The sequence below is a fragment of the Amycolatopsis magusensis genome, assembly GCF_017875555.1.
Taxonomy (GTDB): Bacteria; Actinomycetota; Actinomycetes; order Mycobacteriales; family Pseudonocardiaceae; genus Amycolatopsis; species Amycolatopsis magusensis.
The window spans coordinates 4,644,770-4,662,722 of sequence record NZ_JAGGMS010000001.1 but is presented as its reverse complement, the minus strand read 5'-3'; the positions used below and the strand labels follow the sequence as shown (position 1 = coordinate 4,662,722).

Genomic DNA, 17,953 nt, shown 5'->3' with positions numbered 1-17,953 from the left:
ACATAGTCGGGGTCCGTCACCACAGCCCGGCGTGCGCTCGGCTGGTGCGCGAGACGATCGCCGCGCACCGGCCCGCGCACGTGCTGGTCGAGGGACCGGCCGACTTCACCGGCCGCATCGGTGAGCTGCTGCTCGCGCACACGCCGCCGCTCGCGATCTTCAGCTACGTGCGCGACGCCGCCCGCACCCGGCTGTCGTGGGCGCCGTTCTGCGACTACTCCCCCGAGTGGATCGCGCTCACCGAGGGCCGGGCCGCGGGCGCGCAGGTGCGGTTCATCGACCTGCCCGGCTGGCGGGCGGCCGACACGGAGAACGTCTACGCCGACGCGGAACGCCGGTACGCCGACGCCACGGAACGGCTGTGCCGCGCGCTTTCGGTGGACAACGTCGACGTGCTGTGGGACCACCTGGTGGAGGCGCACCCGTACGAAGGGCTGGCGGAGCGGCTCAACGCGTACTTCGACCTCGTGCGCGGCGAGGCGGACGCGGGAGCGGAGGACACCGCTCGCGAGGAGTACATGGCACGGTGGGTCGCCGCCGCGGCCGCCCGGGACGACGGCCCGGTCGTGGTGGTGGTCGGCGGGTTCCACCGCCCGGCACTGGTGGCGCGACTCGCGAACGCTGATGGGGACACCATTCCGGAGTGGCCAACCGTCCCGGATGTACCGGAAGGCACCGAAACCGGCAGCTACCTGGTGCCGTACTCGAACCGCAGGCTCGACGCGTTCACCGGCTACGCCTCCGGCATGCCCTCCCCCGGTTACTACCAGCGTCTCTGGGAATCCGGGCCGCGGGAGGCGGCGGCCGGGCTGGTGGCCGACGTGGTGACCCGGCTGCGGGCGCGCAGACAACCGGTGTCCACAGCGGACTTGATCTCGGCGAAAGCGCTGGCCGAGGGCCTCGCGACACTGCGCGGGCACCCCCACCCGGCCCGCACGGACGTGCTGGACGGGCTGGTGAGCGCGCTCGTGTCGGACGCGCTGGAGCAGCCGTTGCCGTGGTCGGCCCGCGGTCCGCTGCAGCCCGGCGCGCACCCGGTGGTCGTGGAGATGGTCGCCGCGCTCACCGGCGACCGCACCGGCCGCCTGCACCCGGACACCCCGGCACCGCCGCTGGTCGGCGCGGTCGCCGCGGAGCTGACCGCGCTGGACCTCGACGGCAGCCGGGACGTCCGCCTCGACCTCACCGACTCGACCGATCTGCGGCGCAGCCGTGTCCTGCACCGGCTGCGCGTGCTCCGGGTCCCTGGCGTGGAACGGAAGTCGGGCGGGGACACGACGGCCGCCGAACGCTGGCAGCTCACCACTTCCGACCAGCGCGAGCCCGCGCTGATCGAGGCGGCGGCCCGTGGCGGCACCCTGCCCGACGCCGCCGCCGGCACGCTCGCGGACCGGGCCGACCGCCGGAACGAGGTGGGCTCCCTCGCCGGGCTGCTCTACGACGCGGCACTGTGCGGCCTCGCCGACCTCGCCGGTGACCTCACCACCCGGGTCGCGGACGGGGTGGCGTCGGCGCGGGAACTGGGTCCGCTCGGCGCCGCGCTGCGGGTCGCGCTCGGGCTGTGGCGCCACGACCGGCTGCTCGGCACCGCGGGCAGCGCGCTGCTGGGCACGGTGGTCACCACCGCGACCACGCGGGCGCTGTGGCTGGCCGAGGGCATCCGCGGCGGGGACGTCCCCGCCGAACCGGCCCGCTTGCGTGCGCTCGCGGCGGTCCGGGACGCGGTCCGCGACGGTGGCGCCGCGCTCGGCCTCGACGTGGAGAGCGCGATCGGGGTCGGCGGCAGGCTCGTCGCGAACCAGGACGCTCCGCCGGACCTGCGTGGTGCCGGGCTGGGCCTGTGCTGGGCACTGGGCGCGGCGGTGACCCCGAGCGACGCCGTGCCCCGCGCACCCGCCGTGCTCGGCGACTGGCTCGCCGGGCTGTTCGCGGTGGCGCGCGAGGAGGTGCTCGACGACGGCGGGCTCACCTCGGTGCTCGACGAACTCGTGCGCGCGTTGAGCGCACACGAGTTCCTGGTCGCGCTTCCCGCGCTGCGGCAGGCGTTCGAGTTCTTCCCACCCGCCGAACGGGAGCGGTTCGCGACCGCGCTCGTGGCGCGGCACGGCGGCGAGGGTTCCGGGCGCGGGCTGCTGCGGGTGCGGGCCGACCCGGTGCTGGTGGCCGGGGGCGCGGCCATCGAGGAGGCGATCGACGAGATGCTCACGAGGGCGGGACTGGCGGACCTGTGAACGACGGACCGATGGGCGACCTGGAGCGCTGGCGGCTGGTGCTCGGCGCACCGGCGGCGGGCATGACCGGGCTCGACGGCGAGGCCGCGGCCATGGACGCCGCGTTGTCGTGGCTGTACGGCCGCGACCCGGAACTGGCCGAACGCGGGGTACGCGGCGGCGGGAGCGGGGATTCGAGCCTCACGCCGGTCGACTGGCTCGACGACGTGCACCGCTTGTTCCCCAAGGAAACCGTCGAGCGGCTGGAGCGCGACGCGGTCGAGCGCTACGACATCCACGAGATCGTCACCGACCCGGAAGTGCTGGCGCGGGTCGAGCCGAACCCGGCGCTGCTGCGGGCCGTCCTGCGCACCAAGCACCTGATGAACCCCGAAGTGCTCACGCTGGCGCGGCGCATCGTGGCCGAGGTGGTCCGCGAGCTGATGGCCCGGATGGCGACCGAGGTGAAGCGCGGCCTGACCGGCACGCGGCTGCGCAGGCCGAGCAACTTCCGGCAGGCACGCGACTTCGACTTCCGGGGCACCGTGCGGGCCAACCTCGCGCACTACCAGCCCGCCTCGAAGCGCCTGCTGATCGAGAAACCCCGGTTCACCTCGCGCGGGCGGCGGCACACCCAGCCGTGGCAGCTGGTGCTGCTGGTGGACCAGTCCGGCTCGATGGTTTCCTCGGTGATCCACGCCGCGGTGACCGCCGCCTGCCTGTGGGGCGTGCCCGGCCTGCGCACCCACCTCGTCGCGTTCGACACGAACGTGGTCGACCTGACCTCGGAGGTGACCGACCCGGTGGAGCTGCTGATGAAGGTGCAGCTCGGCGGCGGCACGGACATCGCGCGCGCGGTCGGTTACGGCGCCGGCCTGGTGGACGCGCCTCGGCGGGCGATCGTCGCGATCGTGTCCGACTTCTACGAGGGCGGCGACGAGGGGGCGCTGGTGCGCACGGTGCGCGGGCTGGCCGGGCAGGGCACGCACGTGCTGTGCCTCGCGGCCCTCGACGAGGACGCGAATCCCGACTACGACCGGGCACTCGGCCAGCGGCTGGCCGACGCGGGCGCGCACGTGGGCGCGATGACGCCGGGCCACCTCGCGGAGTTCGTGGCGGAAAGGATCGGCCGGTGAGGGCGGACCTGCTCGCGCTGACCACCGACGCGCTCGTCACCCTCGCGAACCGGGGCCTGGTCAAACGCGCGACCCGCGACCTCGACGACATCCCGCCGGTCACCTCGGCCGAGGACGGCACGGTCGAGGCGGTGTTCGCCGACGGCACGCGGGTGGTGCTGCCGCCCGGCCAGGGCCTGGACTCGGCGAGCTGCACGTGCGGCGCGCCGGGGGTGTGCCGGCACCGCGTCGGCGCCGTGCTCGCCTACCAGCGTGACCACGCCGCCGCCCCGGCGCCGGCCGAGGAGGTCCCGGGGTGGCCGGGGTCGGTGACCGACGAGGACCTGACGGCCCAGTTCGGCGCCCGCACCCTGACCGCGGCCCGGCGCGTGGTCAGCGGCGGGCTCACCGCACGGGTGCGCAGGCAGGCCATGACCGTGGAGACCCCGTCGGCCACCGTGCGTTTCCTGGTGCCCGGCGAGCTGGGTTTCGTCGACTGCGACGCCCGCGCGGAGGCGAGGGACGTACTCGTCGTGGTCGCCGTGTGGGCGTTCCGGCAGGCCGACGCGCAGGCGCCCGCGGATCCCGACGTGACCGTCGAACTCGCGCGCAGCGCGGACCGGCCCGCGGCCGTGGCGACGGCCGGTTTCGCGGCGGCCGCGGGTGAGTTGCTGCGCACCGGGGTCGTGTCGGCCGACGAGGTGCTGGTCGCCGCGCTGCGCCGCGAGCAGGCGGCGTGCGAGCGGGCGAACCTGCGCTGGCCCGCCGCGGCGCTGGCGGAGCTGGTCGAGCAGCTGACCGCCTACGGCACGCGATCCGCCCGGCACGAACCGGCGCGCGTCGCGGAACTGATCGCCGAACTCCACGCCCGCCACCACTCCGGCGCGCGGGCACCGGCGCGGGTGCTGGGCACCGACGAGCCCGCGGAGACGCCGCTGCGGCAGGTGCGCCTGGTGGCGCTGGGCTGCCGCGTGGGTCACGAGGACGGCAACGACACCGCGGAGATCTTCCTCGCCCATCCCGGAACGGAGACGGTGCTGGCGGTGCGGCACCGCTGGACTCCGGGCACCGGGTCGATCGGCTCTCGCAGGCTCGCGGGCACCACGCTGGCGGCGCTCGCCGCGGGCAACGTGGTCAGCGAGGCGGCGGTGCGCAGCGCGGGCCGGGTGGTGCGGTTCGGCGCGGGCAGGCTGGCCCGCACGACGGTCAGCCCGGTGGGCGAATCGTGGGCCGGGCTGCCGTCCCCGCTGCGCCCGTCAGTCACCGAGGCACTGGCCCAGCTGACCGGCCTGCCACCGCGGGTGGTCCGGCCGAGGGTCGCGGCCGAACTGGTCCGGGTGGTGCCGGTGGCCGAGGTCCGGCAGGTCCGCTACCTCGCGGGCGCCCAGCGCCTCGACGCGATCGTCGTGGACCCCGGCGGTGCGGAGGCGACGGTCAGCCTCGCCCACCGCACCGCCGCCCCCGGCGCCCTCGACGCCCTGGCCGAGGCACTGGCCGCGGAGCCGGTCGAGGTGTGCGGCGCCATCCGGCGGGCGGGCGGCGGGCTGGTCGTCGAACCCTTCGCCGTGCGCACCGCGGACGGCGTGGTCGTGCCCGACCTGGCGGCCGCGACCGGCGCCGTCCCCCCTGCCGACGGCCCGGTCCAGCCGGGCCAGCCCGCCGCCGCGATCGAAGGCGCGCTGACCCTGCTCGCCGAAGCCGCACACCGCGGCCTGACCCGCCTGCCGCCCACCTTCCCGGCCAGGACCACCCCGGTCGCCGCCGCCCTGACCCGCACGGGCCTGACCCGCTGCGCCGAGGTCGTCCAGGCGTGGGGCGCCGCACCGGCGGACCCCGCTGCCTGGCTACGCGCCGAAATCCGCCTGCTCACGGCGAACGAGCTGCACTGAGGCCGGTTCCCCTGATGACTCTGCGTCCACTCAGGACAGTCGGCGTGCGGTGAGCAGGAGCCGCCCGCTCCCGATGTCGTAGGCTTCGCCGTCCGGGCCGCCGAACAGCTCGACGTCGGTGAATCCGTTGCCGGACAGCAGGTCGACGAGCTGCGCCACCGTGTACACGTGGTGGATCGCGGTCACGTCGACCTCTTCCTCGCCGCGGGTGAACCGGTAGCGGCTGAACATCCGGCTTCCGGCGACGTCGTACTCGCTGCTCGCGAGGACGGTGATGTCGCCGGTCCGCATGGTCCGCGGCTCGGCCCGGTAGCCGGGCAGGACCGACTCGGCCGCCGAGCCGAAGTCGACGACCAGCCCTCCCCCGGGCCGGACAGCCCCGCCCAGCGCGGCGGCGAACTCCCGCAGGCCGTCGAGTTCGAGGTAGCCGAAGCTGTTGCCGAGGCACAGCACGGCGTCGAACCCCGCGTCTCGCGGGATTTCCCGCATATCGGCTTGGACGAACTCGACATCGAGACCGGCGGCAGCGCGCCGGGCGTACTCGATCGCTTCGGCGGACAAGTCGACACCGGTCACCCGGTGCCCACGCCGGGCGAGTTCGAGACTGTGCCGCCCGCTACCGCACGGCACGTCCAGGACCCGTGAGCGTGGCGCCAGGCCGAGGCGTTCCTCGACGAAGTCGATCTCCTCGACGGTGACCTCCGGCGGCACGGCCCGCCGCCAGAACTCGTTGGGCAGTTCGGTGAAGAAATCCACGTACCAGGTGGACGATGGGTTTTCGGACATGAGAAAGCTCCTCGCGGTGCATCGGCTTCTGGGGCGATGACACCGGGCGTCCGGAGGCCTCAGCCGGCCTCACGGCGGTGGCCCGGTGAGAAGTTCCGGGCAGCCATGGCTTCCTCCATGTTCGCGGACCTCCGACGCTAGCAGCGCCACCCCGGATCGGCGAACGTTTTTCCGGCGACACCCGCCCGGCCGGGGCCGGGGATCGGCCGGATGGGGCAAGCGGGACGGCGTTCCAGCGGTACGGGTGCCCGGATCAGGTCGGCAAACGGGTTGTCATGTTAGCGCCAACACTCCCGCCTGTGGCAGGCTTCCGACGAAGGCGACCGGCGCGGGTCCACAGTGGACCGAGCGTCGGCGCGAAACTGTGCTCGACACCGAAGGGGTGCGGGATGTCTTCCTCGTTCAACCGGCGGCGGCTCCTGCAGGTCACCGGGGCGGCCGCGGTCGCCTCCGCCGCGGGATACCAGTTCGGCGGCTCGACGGCCCACGCGGCGATCGCCCCGGTCCGGCCGGACCTCGGGGTGTCCGCGCACCCCTTCCAGTTCGGCGAGGTGCGGCTGACCGCGAGCCGGTGGCTCGACAACCAGAACCGCACCGTGAACTACCTGCGATTCGTCGACGTCAACCGGCTGCTGTACAACTTCCGGGCCAACCACCGGCTCTCCACCAACGGCGCCGCGGCCAACGGCGGCTGGGACGCGCCGTCGTTCCCCTTCCGCACCCACATGCAGGGCCACTTCCTCTCCGCCTGGGCGCAGGTCTACGCCGTGACCGGGGACACCACCTGCCGCGACAAGGCCGCCCACCTGGTGGCGGAGCTGGCCAAGTGCCAGGCCAACAACGCCGCCGCCGGGTTCAACACCGGGTACCTCTCCGGCTTCCCCGAGTCCGACTTCAGCGCGCTGGAGGCGCGGACGCTGAACAACGGCAACGTGCCGTACTACTGCATCCACAAGACCTTGGCCGGGCTGCTGGACGTGTGGCGCCTCATGGAGAGCACACAGGCGCGTGACGTGCTGCTGCGGCTGGCGGGGTGGGTCGACTGGCGCACCGGCAGGCTGACCGGCCAGCAGATGCAGACCATGCTGCAGACGGAGTTCGGCGGGATGAACGCCGTGCTGGCCGACCTGTACCAGCAGACCGGCGACACCCGGTGGCTCACCGCCGCCCAGCGGTTCGACCACGCCGCGGTGTTCAACCCACTGGCCGCCAACCAGGACCAGCTCAACGGCCTGCACGCCAACACCCAGGTCCCCAAGTGGATCGGCGCCGCACGGGAGTACAAGGCCACCGGCACCACCCGCTACCGCGACATCGCCGGCAACGCCTGGAACACCTGCGTGAACGCGCACACCTACGTCATCGGCGGCAACAGCCAGGCCGAGCACTTCCGGCCGCCCCACGCCATCGCCGGCTACCTCACCAAGGACACCTGCGAAAGCTGCAACACCTTCAACATGCTCAAGCTCACCCGGGAACTGTTCACCCTCGATCCGACCCGGGCCCAGCTGTTCGACTACTACGAGCGGGCGTGGCTGAACCAGATGATCGGCCAGCAGAACCCGGCCGACGCCCACGGGCACGTCACCTACTTCACCTCACTCAACCCGGGCGGCCGCCGCGGCGTCGGCCCGGCGTGGGGCGGCGGCACCTGGAGCACCGACTACGACTCCTTCTGGTGCTGCCAGGGCACGGGCCTGGAGATGCACACCGCGCTGATGGACTCCGTCTACTTCTCCAGCGGCACGACGCTGATCGTGAACCTGTTCCTGCCGTCGGTGCTCTCCTGGTCCCAGCGCGGGATCACGGTCACGCAGACCACGTCCTACCCGGTCGGCGACACCACGAACCTCCAGGTCACCGGCAACGTCGGCGGGACGTGGGCGATGCGCCTCCGCATCCCCGGCTGGACCACCGGGGCCACCATCAGCGTCAACGGCACGGTCCAGGACATCGCCACCACCCCGGGCAGTTACGCCACCTTGACGCGTTCGTGGACCTCCGGCGACACGGTCACCCTGCGCCTGCCGATGCGGGTCATCCTGCAACCGGCCAACGACAACCCGAACCTCGCCGCGATCACCTACGGCCCGACGGTGCTGTCCGGGAACTACGGCAACTCCTCGCTCAGCTCCCCGCCGGTACTGAACACCGCCTCGATCACCAGGACCGGCGGCAACTCGCTCGCCTTCACCGCCACCGCGAACGGCGCCACCGTCAACCTCGGCCCCTTCCACGAGGCCCACGGCCACAACTACAACGTCTACTGGAACACCGGCGGCCAGGGCGGCGGCACCTCCCGCCTCGTCAACGTGGGCAGCGGCCTGGTACTGGGCATCCAGGACATGTCCACGGCCGACGGTGGCCGTGCGCTGCAGTGGCAGGACACGGGCACCGCGGACCACAACTGGGAGGTCGTGGCCGACGGGAACGCGGTCCGCTTCCGCAACGCGCACAGCGGCAAGGTGCTCGGGGTACGGGACATGTCCACCGCGGACAACGCGCACGTGCTGCAGTGGTCGGACAACGGCACCGCCGATCACCGGTGGACACTGCTCGACCAGGGCGACGGGACGTACAAGATCCGCAACGTGCACAGCGGCAAGCTGCTCGGCATCGAGAACAACTCCACCGGTGCGGGTGCTTTCGCGGTTCAGGACCCCGACAACGGAACCGCCGACAACCGGTGGCGCATCTCGAGCGGCTAGCACGTGCTGCTGTCGACCATTGGCTATCGGGACATGAGACACCGATATCTCGCCACGCCACCCTGAGGGTACTTTCGGGGCATGTACACGGTTGTGGTGCTGGCGCTGGACGATGTGATCGTGTTCGATCTGGCCACCCCGATGGAGACGCTCGGCCGCGTCCGGCTGCCGGACGGGCGCCCGGGTTACCGGATCGTCGTGGCCGGCGCGGAGCCGGTGGTCGACGCCGGTGCGGTGCGGATCGGCGTCGATGCCGGGCTGGACGAGCTGGACCGGGCGGACCTGGTCGTCGTGCCCGGCCGCAACGACCCGGCCCGGCCGACGCCGCCCGCGGTCGTGGAGGCCCTGCGGGCGGCCGTGGCCAGGGGCACGCGGGTGGCGTCGATCTGCGTCGGCGCGTTGATCCTCGCCGAGGCTGGCCTGCTCGACGGGCAGCGGGCGACCACGCACTGGCTCGCCACCGGCGAACTCGCCCGCCGCCACCCCGCCGTCCACGTCGACGCGGACGCGTTGTTCACCGACAACGGGCAGATCCTGACGTCGGCGGGTGCGTCGGCCGGGCTGGACATGTGCCTGCACCTCGTCGAACGCGACTACGGCGTCGCGGTCGCCGCGGACGCGGCCCGCCTGGCCGTCGCGCCCCTCCAGCGCACCGGCGGGCAGGGGCAGTACATCCTCCGCAACCGCCCCACCTACCAGACCGCGACGCTGGAGAAGGCGCTGAACTGGATCGAGGAGAACGCCCACCGCCCGCTGACCCTCGCGGACATCGCGGCCGCGGCGGGTATGAGCAGCCGCACCCTCGCCCGGCACTTCCACGCGGAAACCGGGCAGAGCCCGATCCAGTGGCTCACCGGCGTCCGCGTGCGGCACGCGCAGGAACTCCTCGAAATCACCGACCACACCGTCGACCGCATCGCGGCGCAGGTCGGTTTCCCGTCGCCGAGCAACTTCCGCACCCAGTTCACCCAGACCGTGGGAGTCAACCCGGGCGCCTACCGGAAAACCTTCCGACGCTCATCCGCCTGACCGGACTCGACGAACTCCCGAAAGAGTCTGAGAGCACCATCCAAGGACGACAGATCGCAGGAAGAGCTGAACTTCTGCCCATCCGACTCGGCCCAGACCCACCGCCCCGGCCCCGGTTCTGCACTGGTCTTCGCCAGAACACGCTGCTCGAGGTCGGTATCCACAAGGTCGACTTCGAACCACCATCCCGGGTTGTCCAGCGTGCCCATCCTGATGCCGAACTCGTGCTCCCAGTCGCCATTGCACTGGTCGGCATACCAATCCTGCAGGAACTGGAAAGGACTCACGTCACTCACGAGCAACTCCGGGGCGCTATCGGTCGTTCAGCGGCAGGATAGTGAAGTCCTGGTCCTGCCAGATGAGGCGTGAGGTGTCTTCCGGGTAGGCGGTGACGGTCGATCGGGTGTCGAAGAGGTGTGTCAGGCGTTGGTGCGCGTCGTAGGCGGGCCAGCCGGGGTTGCCGTGGGTGGCGAAGGTGGTCCAGGCGGCGCGCAGGTGGGTGGACAGCGCTTCTGCTTCGGTGAGGGCGTCGTCGCCGATCAGCAGAGCGGGCTGGCCGCTGCTCAGGTTGCCGAACACCAGCGGCACGTCGAGGCCGTGGCAGGCGCCGAGGACGCCGCCCATGCCCGGGGCTGGCCAGGTCAGCTCGTAGACGTGGGCGCGCCCGCCAGCCGCGATCCGCGCGTGGGCCAGATGGAGCGTGGGCATGCGGAACAGCCAGTCCGAGTTGACCAGTTCGTACAGTTCGTCCGGGCCCGCGGCCGGGAAGCCGTCGCGGTAGCGGCGGGCGCCGTCCGGGGCGAGGGCTTCGAGGGCGGTTGCCGCCTGCTCGGCTGTCACCTGTCCGAGCAGGCCGTCCAGCGCGGTGAACAGGCGCTGCTCGTCGCGGGTGTGGCCGACGAGCAGGTCGATGTCCCTGGCGGCACCGTCGGCCAAGGCCTGCCACGGCGTGACGGGCAGGACCTCACCGTCGACGACGGGTGAGAACGGGATCGTTCGGTGCGCGGCCTGTCCCCAGCGCGCCGACCACTGGCCGATCTTGGCGGTGACCGCGTCCCCGGCGGCGGGCAGCCGAAACGGGTCCACAGTGGACAGGTCGGCCACCGTGGGCCGCAGCTTCAGTTCGGCGGCGAAGGCGGTGGCGATGTCGGCGGCGAGCGCCGGGGAGAAGAAGGTGCCGGGCACGCTCTGCGCGACGGCCCGGCGGAAGAGCCCGGCCGCACGCGGCATCGCCAGCAGAGCGGCGACCGAACCGCCGCCCGCCGACTGGCCGAAGACCGTGACCCGGCCGGGGTCGCCGCCGAAGGCCCGGATGTTGTCGCGCACCCATTCCAGGGCGGCGACCTGGTCGAGCAGCCCGCGATTGGCGGGCGCGCCCTCGAGCTGCGCGAAGCCCTCGATGCCCACGCGGTAGTTGAACGTCACCACCACGACGCCACCGTCCCGCGCGAGGCGGCCACCGTCGTACTCCGGCAGGCCGGACATACCGATGGCGTAGGCACCGCCCTGGATCCACACCATGACGGGCAGCCCCGCGCCCGCGCCGGGATCGGGTGAGAAGACGTTGATCGTCAGCCAGTCACCGCTCGTCGTGCCCTGCGTCAGGGCGTCCATGCCGAACGCACCGGCCTGCGGAGGCGGCGGGCCGTACGTCACGGCCTCCCGCACCCCGTCCCAGCCTCGGACCGGCCGCGGCGCGGCGAACCGCAGCGCGCCGACCGGCGGCTCGGCGAACGGGATGCCGCGGAAGACCGCCACGCCCGCCTCCCGGCTGCCGCGCACGGTCCCGCCCGCCGCGCGGACTTCAGGCTGGGGCACGCCACCGATCATCGCGACTTCCTTCCCGAGCCGAGCAGGCTGAACGCGACGGATCCTCCTCGCGGCACCGGGGCGGGGCCAGTCATTTACCGATGGCCGGGATTAGACTGGCGCGGGACGGTGCCGGGGAGGCCATGCAGCATGACGGTGATCAGCATCATCACGGCCGTCCACAGTGGAGGGTCTCGCTACCTTCGCGACGCCTACGAGTCGCTGGTCAAGCAGGAGCTCCCCCCGGGCTGGGACTGGCGGTGGTGCCTCCAGGAGGACGGGGACACCGGCGAACCGCCGGCCACGCTCCCCGCCGACCCCCGCATCTCCTACGGGACCGGCCTACCGGCACGCGCCGGCGTCGCCCGGACGATGGCCCTCACCCGAGCGGACGGCCCGCTGATCCGCACGCTCGACGCGGACGACATCCTGTTGCCCGGCGCCCTCCAGCGGGACATCAGCACACTGGAGCGAGTCGCCTGGTGCACCTCCGCGTGTCTCGACCTGCTTCCCGACGGGACCACGAAACCAGGCCCGTACGACCCCGAGGACGGGCCGGTGGAGAGGGGCCGCTTCTACCGTGAGCACGGTCGGCAACGCCTTTCCGTGCAGGCCGTGACGTTCGCCGCGCACACCGATCTCGTATGGGCAGTGGGCGGCTGGCCGGCACTCACCGGCGGCGAAACGGACGGTCTGCTGCTCGCGGCCGAAGCCGTCTCGAATGGCTGGTTCATCGCCGAGCCGAGCCTCCTGTACCGCAAGCACGACGCCCAGACGACGGCCTCATCCCGCTACTGGCACAACGCGGAGTCCGCCGCGCGATCCGCCGCCGTCCGCCGTCGCGCGGACGCTCTGCGGCAGGCAGGCTGGGCTTGGGCTCCACCGAAAAGACAGCACACGGACGACTGACTCCTGTGCCGGGTCAGCCGAAGAGGCGGCGCTGGATTTCGTGCCGGTAGTCCTCGAGGGTGTTGTCCAGGTGGGTGGCCGTCGCCTGGGCGGCGGTCTCCGGGTCGCCCTCCTTGATCGCCCGCAGGATCGCGGCGTGCTCCTGGACGGCTTCCCGCGCGTGCCCGCCGACGGCGCCGTGCATGCCGATGATGTTGGACTGGTGTTGCAGACGGCGGGCCTCGCGCACCGCGGCGACCAGGAACTGGTTGTGCGAGGCAGCCGCGATCGCGAGGTGGAACTCTTCGTCACCACGGTCGAACAGCGCCGCTTCGCCGGTCACGTGGCCCTGACGGCAGGTTTCGGCCGCCGCCGCCATCGTCCGCAGTTCGGCGGGGGTGGCGTGGGTCGCGGCGAGGCGGCTGGCCGCGGTTTCCTGAACCCGCCGGAATTCGAACAGCATGTACACGTGGTCCAGGTCGGTCGGCAGAAAGAACCCGCCCCAGCGCGACGAACCGAGCATGCCCTCGTCATCGGCGACGTAGAGGCCACGCCCCTTCTGGGCCCGCACACGCCCGATGGCCGACAGGATCTTCACCGCCTCGCGCACCATGCTCCGGCTGGTGCCCAGCCGGGCGGCCAGCTCGTTCTCGGTCGGCATCCGGTCTCCCGGCCGCAGTTCCGACTCGGCGATCAGGCGCAGGATCTGCTCGGCCACCAGCTCGTAACCAGGCCGGTACCCGTCCTCGGTCGCGGTCACGGCCTGGTTTCCTTCGTCGCGGGTCACCCTGGAAGCGTACGGCCGACCCCTTGTGCGACGCCGAAGGATCCAGGACAACCGAACAGATGAGTACGATTCATTCCCCGGTTGGGCCTTGACTGCCTGAGCACCGAGCAGGCTAAGGTGAGTTTTCCGGCGAAAACCGCTCCCGAAGATGAGCAGTACACATGCTCCCGGCACCAGTAGCCGCCCACACCTGAGCCATGTCCACCGCGGGTGCCGTCCGCCGCCTATGGGAGCGCTCCCACTACCCGCCCAGATCGAGACCGGAGAACCGATGAGATTGTTCGCAGCGGCCACGCTCATCGCGGCCAGCCTGGTCCTGCCGGTGGTCGGCGCCTCCGCCCCGGCTTCGGCGCACGCGGTGAACCCGGCCGACTTCCAGCAGGTCGAACTGGCCAGGGGCGTCGCCGAGGTGGGTGAGCCGATGTCGCTGGCGGTGCTGCCGGACCGCTCGGTGCTGCACACCGCGCGCGGCGGCGTGCTGCGCCGCACCACCGCCGACGGGGTGACCAGCGTGGTCGGCACGCTGCCGGTCTACTCGCACGACGAGGAGGGCCTGCAGGGCGTCGGGGTGGACCCGGGCTTCTCCGGCAATCGGTTCGTCTACCTGTTCTACGCGCCGCCGCTGTCCACCCCGGGTGGTGACGCCCCGGAGAACGGGACGGACTTCTCCGCGTGGAACGGCGTGAACCGGTTGTCCCGCTTCACCCTCAACGCCGACTACACGCTGAACACCGCCAGCCAGGTGACCGTGCTCGACGTGCCGACCAGCCGGGGCATGTGCTGCCACGTCGGCGGGGACATCGACTTCGACGCGGCGGGCAACCTCTACCTGTCCACCGGCGACGACTCGAACCCGTTCGCCTCGGACGGGTACACCCCGATCGACGAGCGCACCAACCGGAACCCGGCCTACGACGCGCAGCGCAGCGCCGCCAACACCAACGACCTGCGCGGCAAGGTGCTGCGGATCAAGGTGAACGCCAACGGGTCGTACTCGATCCCGTCCGGCAACCTGTTCGCGCCCGGCACCGCCAGGACGCGGCCGGAGATCTACGCGATGGGCCTGCGCAACCCGTTCCGCTTCGGCGTGGACAAGGCGACCGGCGCGATCTACCTCGGTGACTACGGCCCGGACGCGGGGACGGCCAGCAACGGCCGCGGCCCCGCCGGGCAGGTGGAGTTCAACCGGATCACCTCCGCGGGCAACTACGGCTGGCCCTACTGCACCGGCAAGAACACCACCGCGGAGACCTATGTGGACTACACGTTCCCGAGCGGGCCGTCCGGGAACCGGTTCAACTGCGCCGCGCCGGTCAACAACTCACCCCGCAACACCGGGCTGACCAACCTGCCCGCCGCGCGCCCGGCGTGGATCAACTACGACAACTGCTCGTTCGCGGCGTTCGGCTGTGGATCCGAGTCGCCCATGGGCGGCTCGGTGTACCGCTACGACGCGGCGAACCCGTCGTCGGTCAAGTTCCCGGCCGCGCTGGACGGGCACGTCTTCGCCGCCGAGTTCGGCAGGCGGTGGCTGAAGATGATCGACGTCAACGCCGACGGATCGGCCGGGCAGATCAACGACTTCCCCTGGAAGGGCACCCAGGTGATGGACACCGCGTTCGGCCCGGACGGTGCCCTGTACGTGCTCGACTACGGCACCGGCTGGGGCAGCGGCAACGCCGACTCCGCGCTCTACCGCATCGAGTACAACCCGGCGGGCAACCAGGCACCGACCGCGCGAGCGGGCGCCAACCGCACGTCCGGCCTCGCGCCGCTCACGGTCAACTTCTCGTCCGCGGGGTCCTCAGATCCCGAGGGCGGCGCGCTCACCTACCAGTGGAACTTCGGTGACGGCAGCACGTCCTCCGCGGCCAACCCGAGCCACACCTACACCGGCAACGGGCAGCGCACCGCCACCCTCACGGTGACCGACCCGGGTGGCCGCAGCGCCACCGCCAACGTGATCATCACGGTCGGCAACACCGCGCCCACGGTCACCCTGAACACCCCGCCCAACGGCACCCTGTTCGGCTTCGGCGACTCCGTGCCGTACACGATCACCGCGTCCGACCCCGAGGACGGCGCGATCGACTGCACACGGGTGAAACTGACCTACATCCTCGGCCACGACGACCACGGCCACGAGATCACCTCGCGCACCGGCTGCTCCGGGACGCTGCCGATCCCGGCGGACGGCGAGCACGACACGGCAGCGAACCTGTTCGCGGTGTTCGACGCCCAGTACACCGATTCCGGCGCCAACGGCCAGCCGTCGCTGACCACGCACACGCAGCACACCCTGCAACCCCGGCATCGCCAGGCCGAACACCACGCCGCCCAGTCGGGCACGGGCCTGTTCGACAAGGCCGCCGCGGAGGGCGGCCGGACCGTCGGCGACATCCACAACGGCGACTGGATCTCGTTTCAGCCCTACGCGCTCGGCGGGGAAACCCAGTTCACCGCCCGGGTTTCGTCCGGTGGGTCCGGCGGCACGCTGTCCGTGCGGACCGGCTCGCCGACCGGCCCGGTGCTCGGCTCGGCCGCGGTGCCGGTGACCGGCGGCTGGGACACCTTCATCGAGGTCTCCACCGCGCTGACCGGGGTCCCGGCCGGGACCACCACGCTGTACCTCACCTTCTCCGGCGGCAGCGGCTTCCTGTTCGATGTGGACGCTTTCTCCTTCGGCACCCCGGCCGCTGGTGGTGCCACGCGGATCACCGGTGTCGGCGGCAAGTGCGCCGACGTCGACGGCGGCAGCTCCGCCGACGGCGCGAAGGTCCAGCTGTGGACCTGCAACGGCGGCGTGAACCAGCAGTGGACGGCCAACGGGAGCACGCTGCGCGCGCTCGGCAAATGCCTGACGACGACCGCCGGCACGCAGGTGCAGTTGTGGGCCTGCACGGGCTCCGCCACGCAGAACTGGTCCACGCAGGCGGACGGCACCATCCGCAACGGCACCCAGTGCCTGGACGCCTCCGGCGCCGGTACCGCCGACGGCACCCCGCTGATCACCTGGAACTGCACCGGTGCCGCCAACCAGAAGTGGACGCTGACCCCGGAGGTGCGACGATGAAGTTCTGGCGCGCGGCCGTCGCCGCACTCGCCGTCGTGGCGTTCAGCCCCGCCCCACCGGCCGGGGCGGCCGACGCACCGTACGACGTGCTGGTGTTCTCCAAGACCACCGGCTTCCGGCACGACTCCATCCCCGCCGGACAGCAGCTGATCCGCGATCTGGGCGCGGCCAACAGCTTCACCGTGACCACCACCGAGGATTCGGCGCGGTTCACCACCGCCAACCTGGCCCAGTACGAGACCGTGGTGTTTCTCAACACCACCGGGGACGTGCTGAACTCCGGCCAGCAGAGCGCGTTCGAGTCCTACATCCGGGGCGGTGGCGGGTACGTCGGCATCCACGCGGCCGCCGACACCGAGTACGACTGGCCGTTCTACGGCGAGCTGGCCGGTACCTACTTCGCCTCGCACCCGGCCGTCCAGCAGGCCACCGTCCGGGTGGAGAACCGGGCGCACCAGGCCACCCAGCACCTCGGCCCGACCTGGGTGCGCACCGACGAGTGGTACGACTTCCGCTCCACCGTCCGGCCCACCGCCCGCGTACTGGCCACTTTGGACGAGTCGACGTACTCCGGCGGGAAGATGGGCGCCGACCACCCGCACACCTGGTGCAAGACCGTCCAGAGTGGACGTTCGTTCTACACCGGTGCCGGCCACACCCAGTCGAGCTACGCCGAGGCGGGCTTCCGGTCGCTGGTGCTCGGCGGCATCCGGTACGCGGCGGGCCGGACCAAGGCGGACTGCCGCCCCGAGAACGGCTACACCACCCTGTACAACGGCTCCACCACCGGCTGGTCCCAGTCCGGCCCCGGCGGGTTCACCAACAGCGACGGCACATTGTCCTCGTCCGGCGGGCTGGGCATGCTCTGGTACAACACCAAGGAGTTCCGCGCGTATTCGCTGAAGCTGGACTGGCGGCTGGCCGGTGACGACAATTCCGGTGTGGTGATCGGTTTCCCGCCCGGCTCCGATCCGAACGCCTCGCTCGGCCAGGGGCACGAGATCCAGATCGACGCGACGGACTCGCCCGACCGGACCACCGGCTCGATCTACGGTTTCCAGGCACCGGACGTCGCCGCCCGCGACGCCGCGCTCAACCCGCCGGGTGAGTGGAACACCTTCGAGGTGCTGGTGGAGGGCGAACGCGCGCAGGTGTTCCTCAACGGCACCAAGATCAACGACTTCACCAACACCGACCCGGCCCGCTCGCTGACCTCCGGGCACATCGGCATCCAGAACCACGGCACCGGTGACGACGTGTCCTTCCGCAACATCAGGATCAAGGAGTCGAGCGGCGCCGGCCCGATCGTGGGTGCCGGTGGCAAGTGCGCCGACGTCAGCGGCGGCAACTCGGCCGACGGCACCAAGGTCCAGCTGTGGAGCTGCACCGGCGGCACGAATCAGCAATGGACCCGCGAGGGCGGCACCTGGCGCACACTGGGCAAGTGCCTGAGCGTCGCGGGCAGCACCGACGGCAGTCCCGTCCAGTTGGCGGCGTGCAACGGCGGTGGCGCGCAGAACTGGGTGGCGCACTCCGACGGCACCCTCCGCAGCGGCGGCAAGTGCCTCGACGCCAATGGCGGTAGCACCGCGGACGGCACCCAGCTCATCATCTGGACGTGCCACGGCGGCACCAACCAACGCTGGACCCTGCCCTGAC

General features: G+C 71.9%; 12 protein-coding genes. 8 read left to right on the top strand and 4 right to left on the bottom strand.

The window, feature by feature from the left end; genetic code table 11:
• Positions 1-44: 44 nt before the first annotated feature.
• Genes JOM49_RS20920 through JOM49_RS20910 form a run of 3 tightly spaced genes read left to right on the top strand, consistent with a single transcriptional unit; the run spans position 45 to position 5,214 of the window.
• The gene (locus JOM49_RS20920; RefSeq protein ID WP_308158814.1) at positions 45-2,231 is read left to right on the top strand and encodes a DUF5682 family protein; all 2,187 of its coding nucleotides are present in this window, start codon (positions 45-47) and stop codon (positions 2,229-2,231) included.
• Between the two features lie 11 nt (positions 2,232-2,242).
• The gene (locus JOM49_RS20915) at positions 2,243-3,346 is read left to right on the top strand and encodes a VWA domain-containing protein (RefSeq protein WP_209665950.1); all 1,104 of its coding nucleotides are present in this window, start codon (positions 2,243-2,245) and stop codon (positions 3,344-3,346) included.
• Positions 3,343-5,214, top strand: a complete 1,872-nt coding sequence (locus tag JOM49_RS20910) for a YehQ family protein (RefSeq protein ID WP_209665949.1) — start codon at positions 3,343-3,345, stop codon at positions 5,212-5,214. The genes JOM49_RS20915 and JOM49_RS20910 overlap by 4 nt, the downstream gene beginning before the upstream one ends.
• A 30-nt stretch (positions 5,215-5,244) precedes the next feature.
• Here JOM49_RS20910 and JOM49_RS20905 read toward each other — a convergent pair whose 3' ends face one another.
• A complete protein-coding gene (locus JOM49_RS20905) occupies positions 5,245-6,000 on the bottom strand; it encodes a class I SAM-dependent methyltransferase (protein WP_209665948.1) in 756 nt (251 codons plus the stop codon).
• Positions 6,001-6,389: 389 nt separating this feature from the next.
• On the opposite strand from JOM49_RS20905, the gene JOM49_RS20900 reads away from it, so the two are divergent.
• The gene (locus JOM49_RS20900) at positions 6,390-8,708 is read left to right on the top strand and encodes a beta-L-arabinofuranosidase domain-containing protein (RefSeq protein WP_209665947.1); all 2,319 of its coding nucleotides are present in this window, start codon (positions 6,390-6,392) and stop codon (positions 8,706-8,708) included.
• 81 nt (positions 8,709-8,789) lie between these two features.
• A complete protein-coding gene (locus tag JOM49_RS20895; protein ID WP_209665946.1) occupies positions 8,790-9,737 on the top strand; it encodes a GlxA family transcriptional regulator in 948 nt (315 codons plus the stop codon).
• Here the strand turns inward: JOM49_RS20895 and JOM49_RS20890 are convergent.
• Positions 9,704-10,033: an Imm53 family immunity protein gene (locus tag JOM49_RS20890; RefSeq protein ID WP_209665945.1), complete on the bottom strand. Its 330-nt coding sequence runs from the start codon at positions 10,031-10,033 to the stop codon at positions 9,704-9,706. The two genes, JOM49_RS20895 and JOM49_RS20890, sit on opposite strands and share 34 nt — an antisense overlap.
• 16 nt (positions 10,034-10,049) lie before the next feature.
• The gene (locus JOM49_RS20885) at positions 10,050-11,555 is read right to left on the bottom strand and encodes a carboxylesterase/lipase family protein (RefSeq protein WP_308158813.1); all 1,506 of its coding nucleotides are present in this window, start codon (positions 11,553-11,555) and stop codon (positions 10,050-10,052) included.
• A gap of 141 nt (positions 11,556-11,696) precedes the next feature.
• Here JOM49_RS20885 and JOM49_RS20880 point away from each other — a divergent pair, with 141 nt between their 5' ends.
• Entirely contained in the window at positions 11,697-12,455 is a 759-nt protein-coding gene (locus JOM49_RS20880; protein WP_209665943.1) for a glycosyltransferase family protein, read from the top strand.
• Between the two features lie 13 nt (positions 12,456-12,468).
• On the opposite strand, the gene JOM49_RS20875 is transcribed toward JOM49_RS20880, so the two are convergent.
• A complete protein-coding gene (locus tag JOM49_RS20875; protein ID WP_308158812.1) occupies positions 12,469-13,221 on the bottom strand; it encodes a FadR/GntR family transcriptional regulator in 753 nt (250 codons plus the stop codon).
• Positions 13,222-13,492: 271 nt separating this feature from the next.
• On the opposite strand from JOM49_RS20875, the gene JOM49_RS20870 reads away from it, so the two are divergent.
• Both JOM49_RS20870 and JOM49_RS20865 read left to right on the top strand, forming a co-directional pair.
• Positions 13,493-16,294, top strand: coding sequence for a PQQ-dependent sugar dehydrogenase (locus tag JOM49_RS20870; RefSeq protein ID WP_209665942.1), 2,802 nt, complete (start codon positions 13,493-13,495; stop codon positions 16,292-16,294).
• A complete protein-coding gene (locus tag JOM49_RS20865; RefSeq protein WP_209665941.1) occupies positions 16,291-17,952 on the top strand; it encodes a ThuA domain-containing protein in 1,662 nt (553 codons plus the stop codon). The genes JOM49_RS20870 and JOM49_RS20865 overlap by 4 nt, the downstream gene beginning before the upstream one ends.
• Position 17,953: the final 1 nt, after the last annotated feature.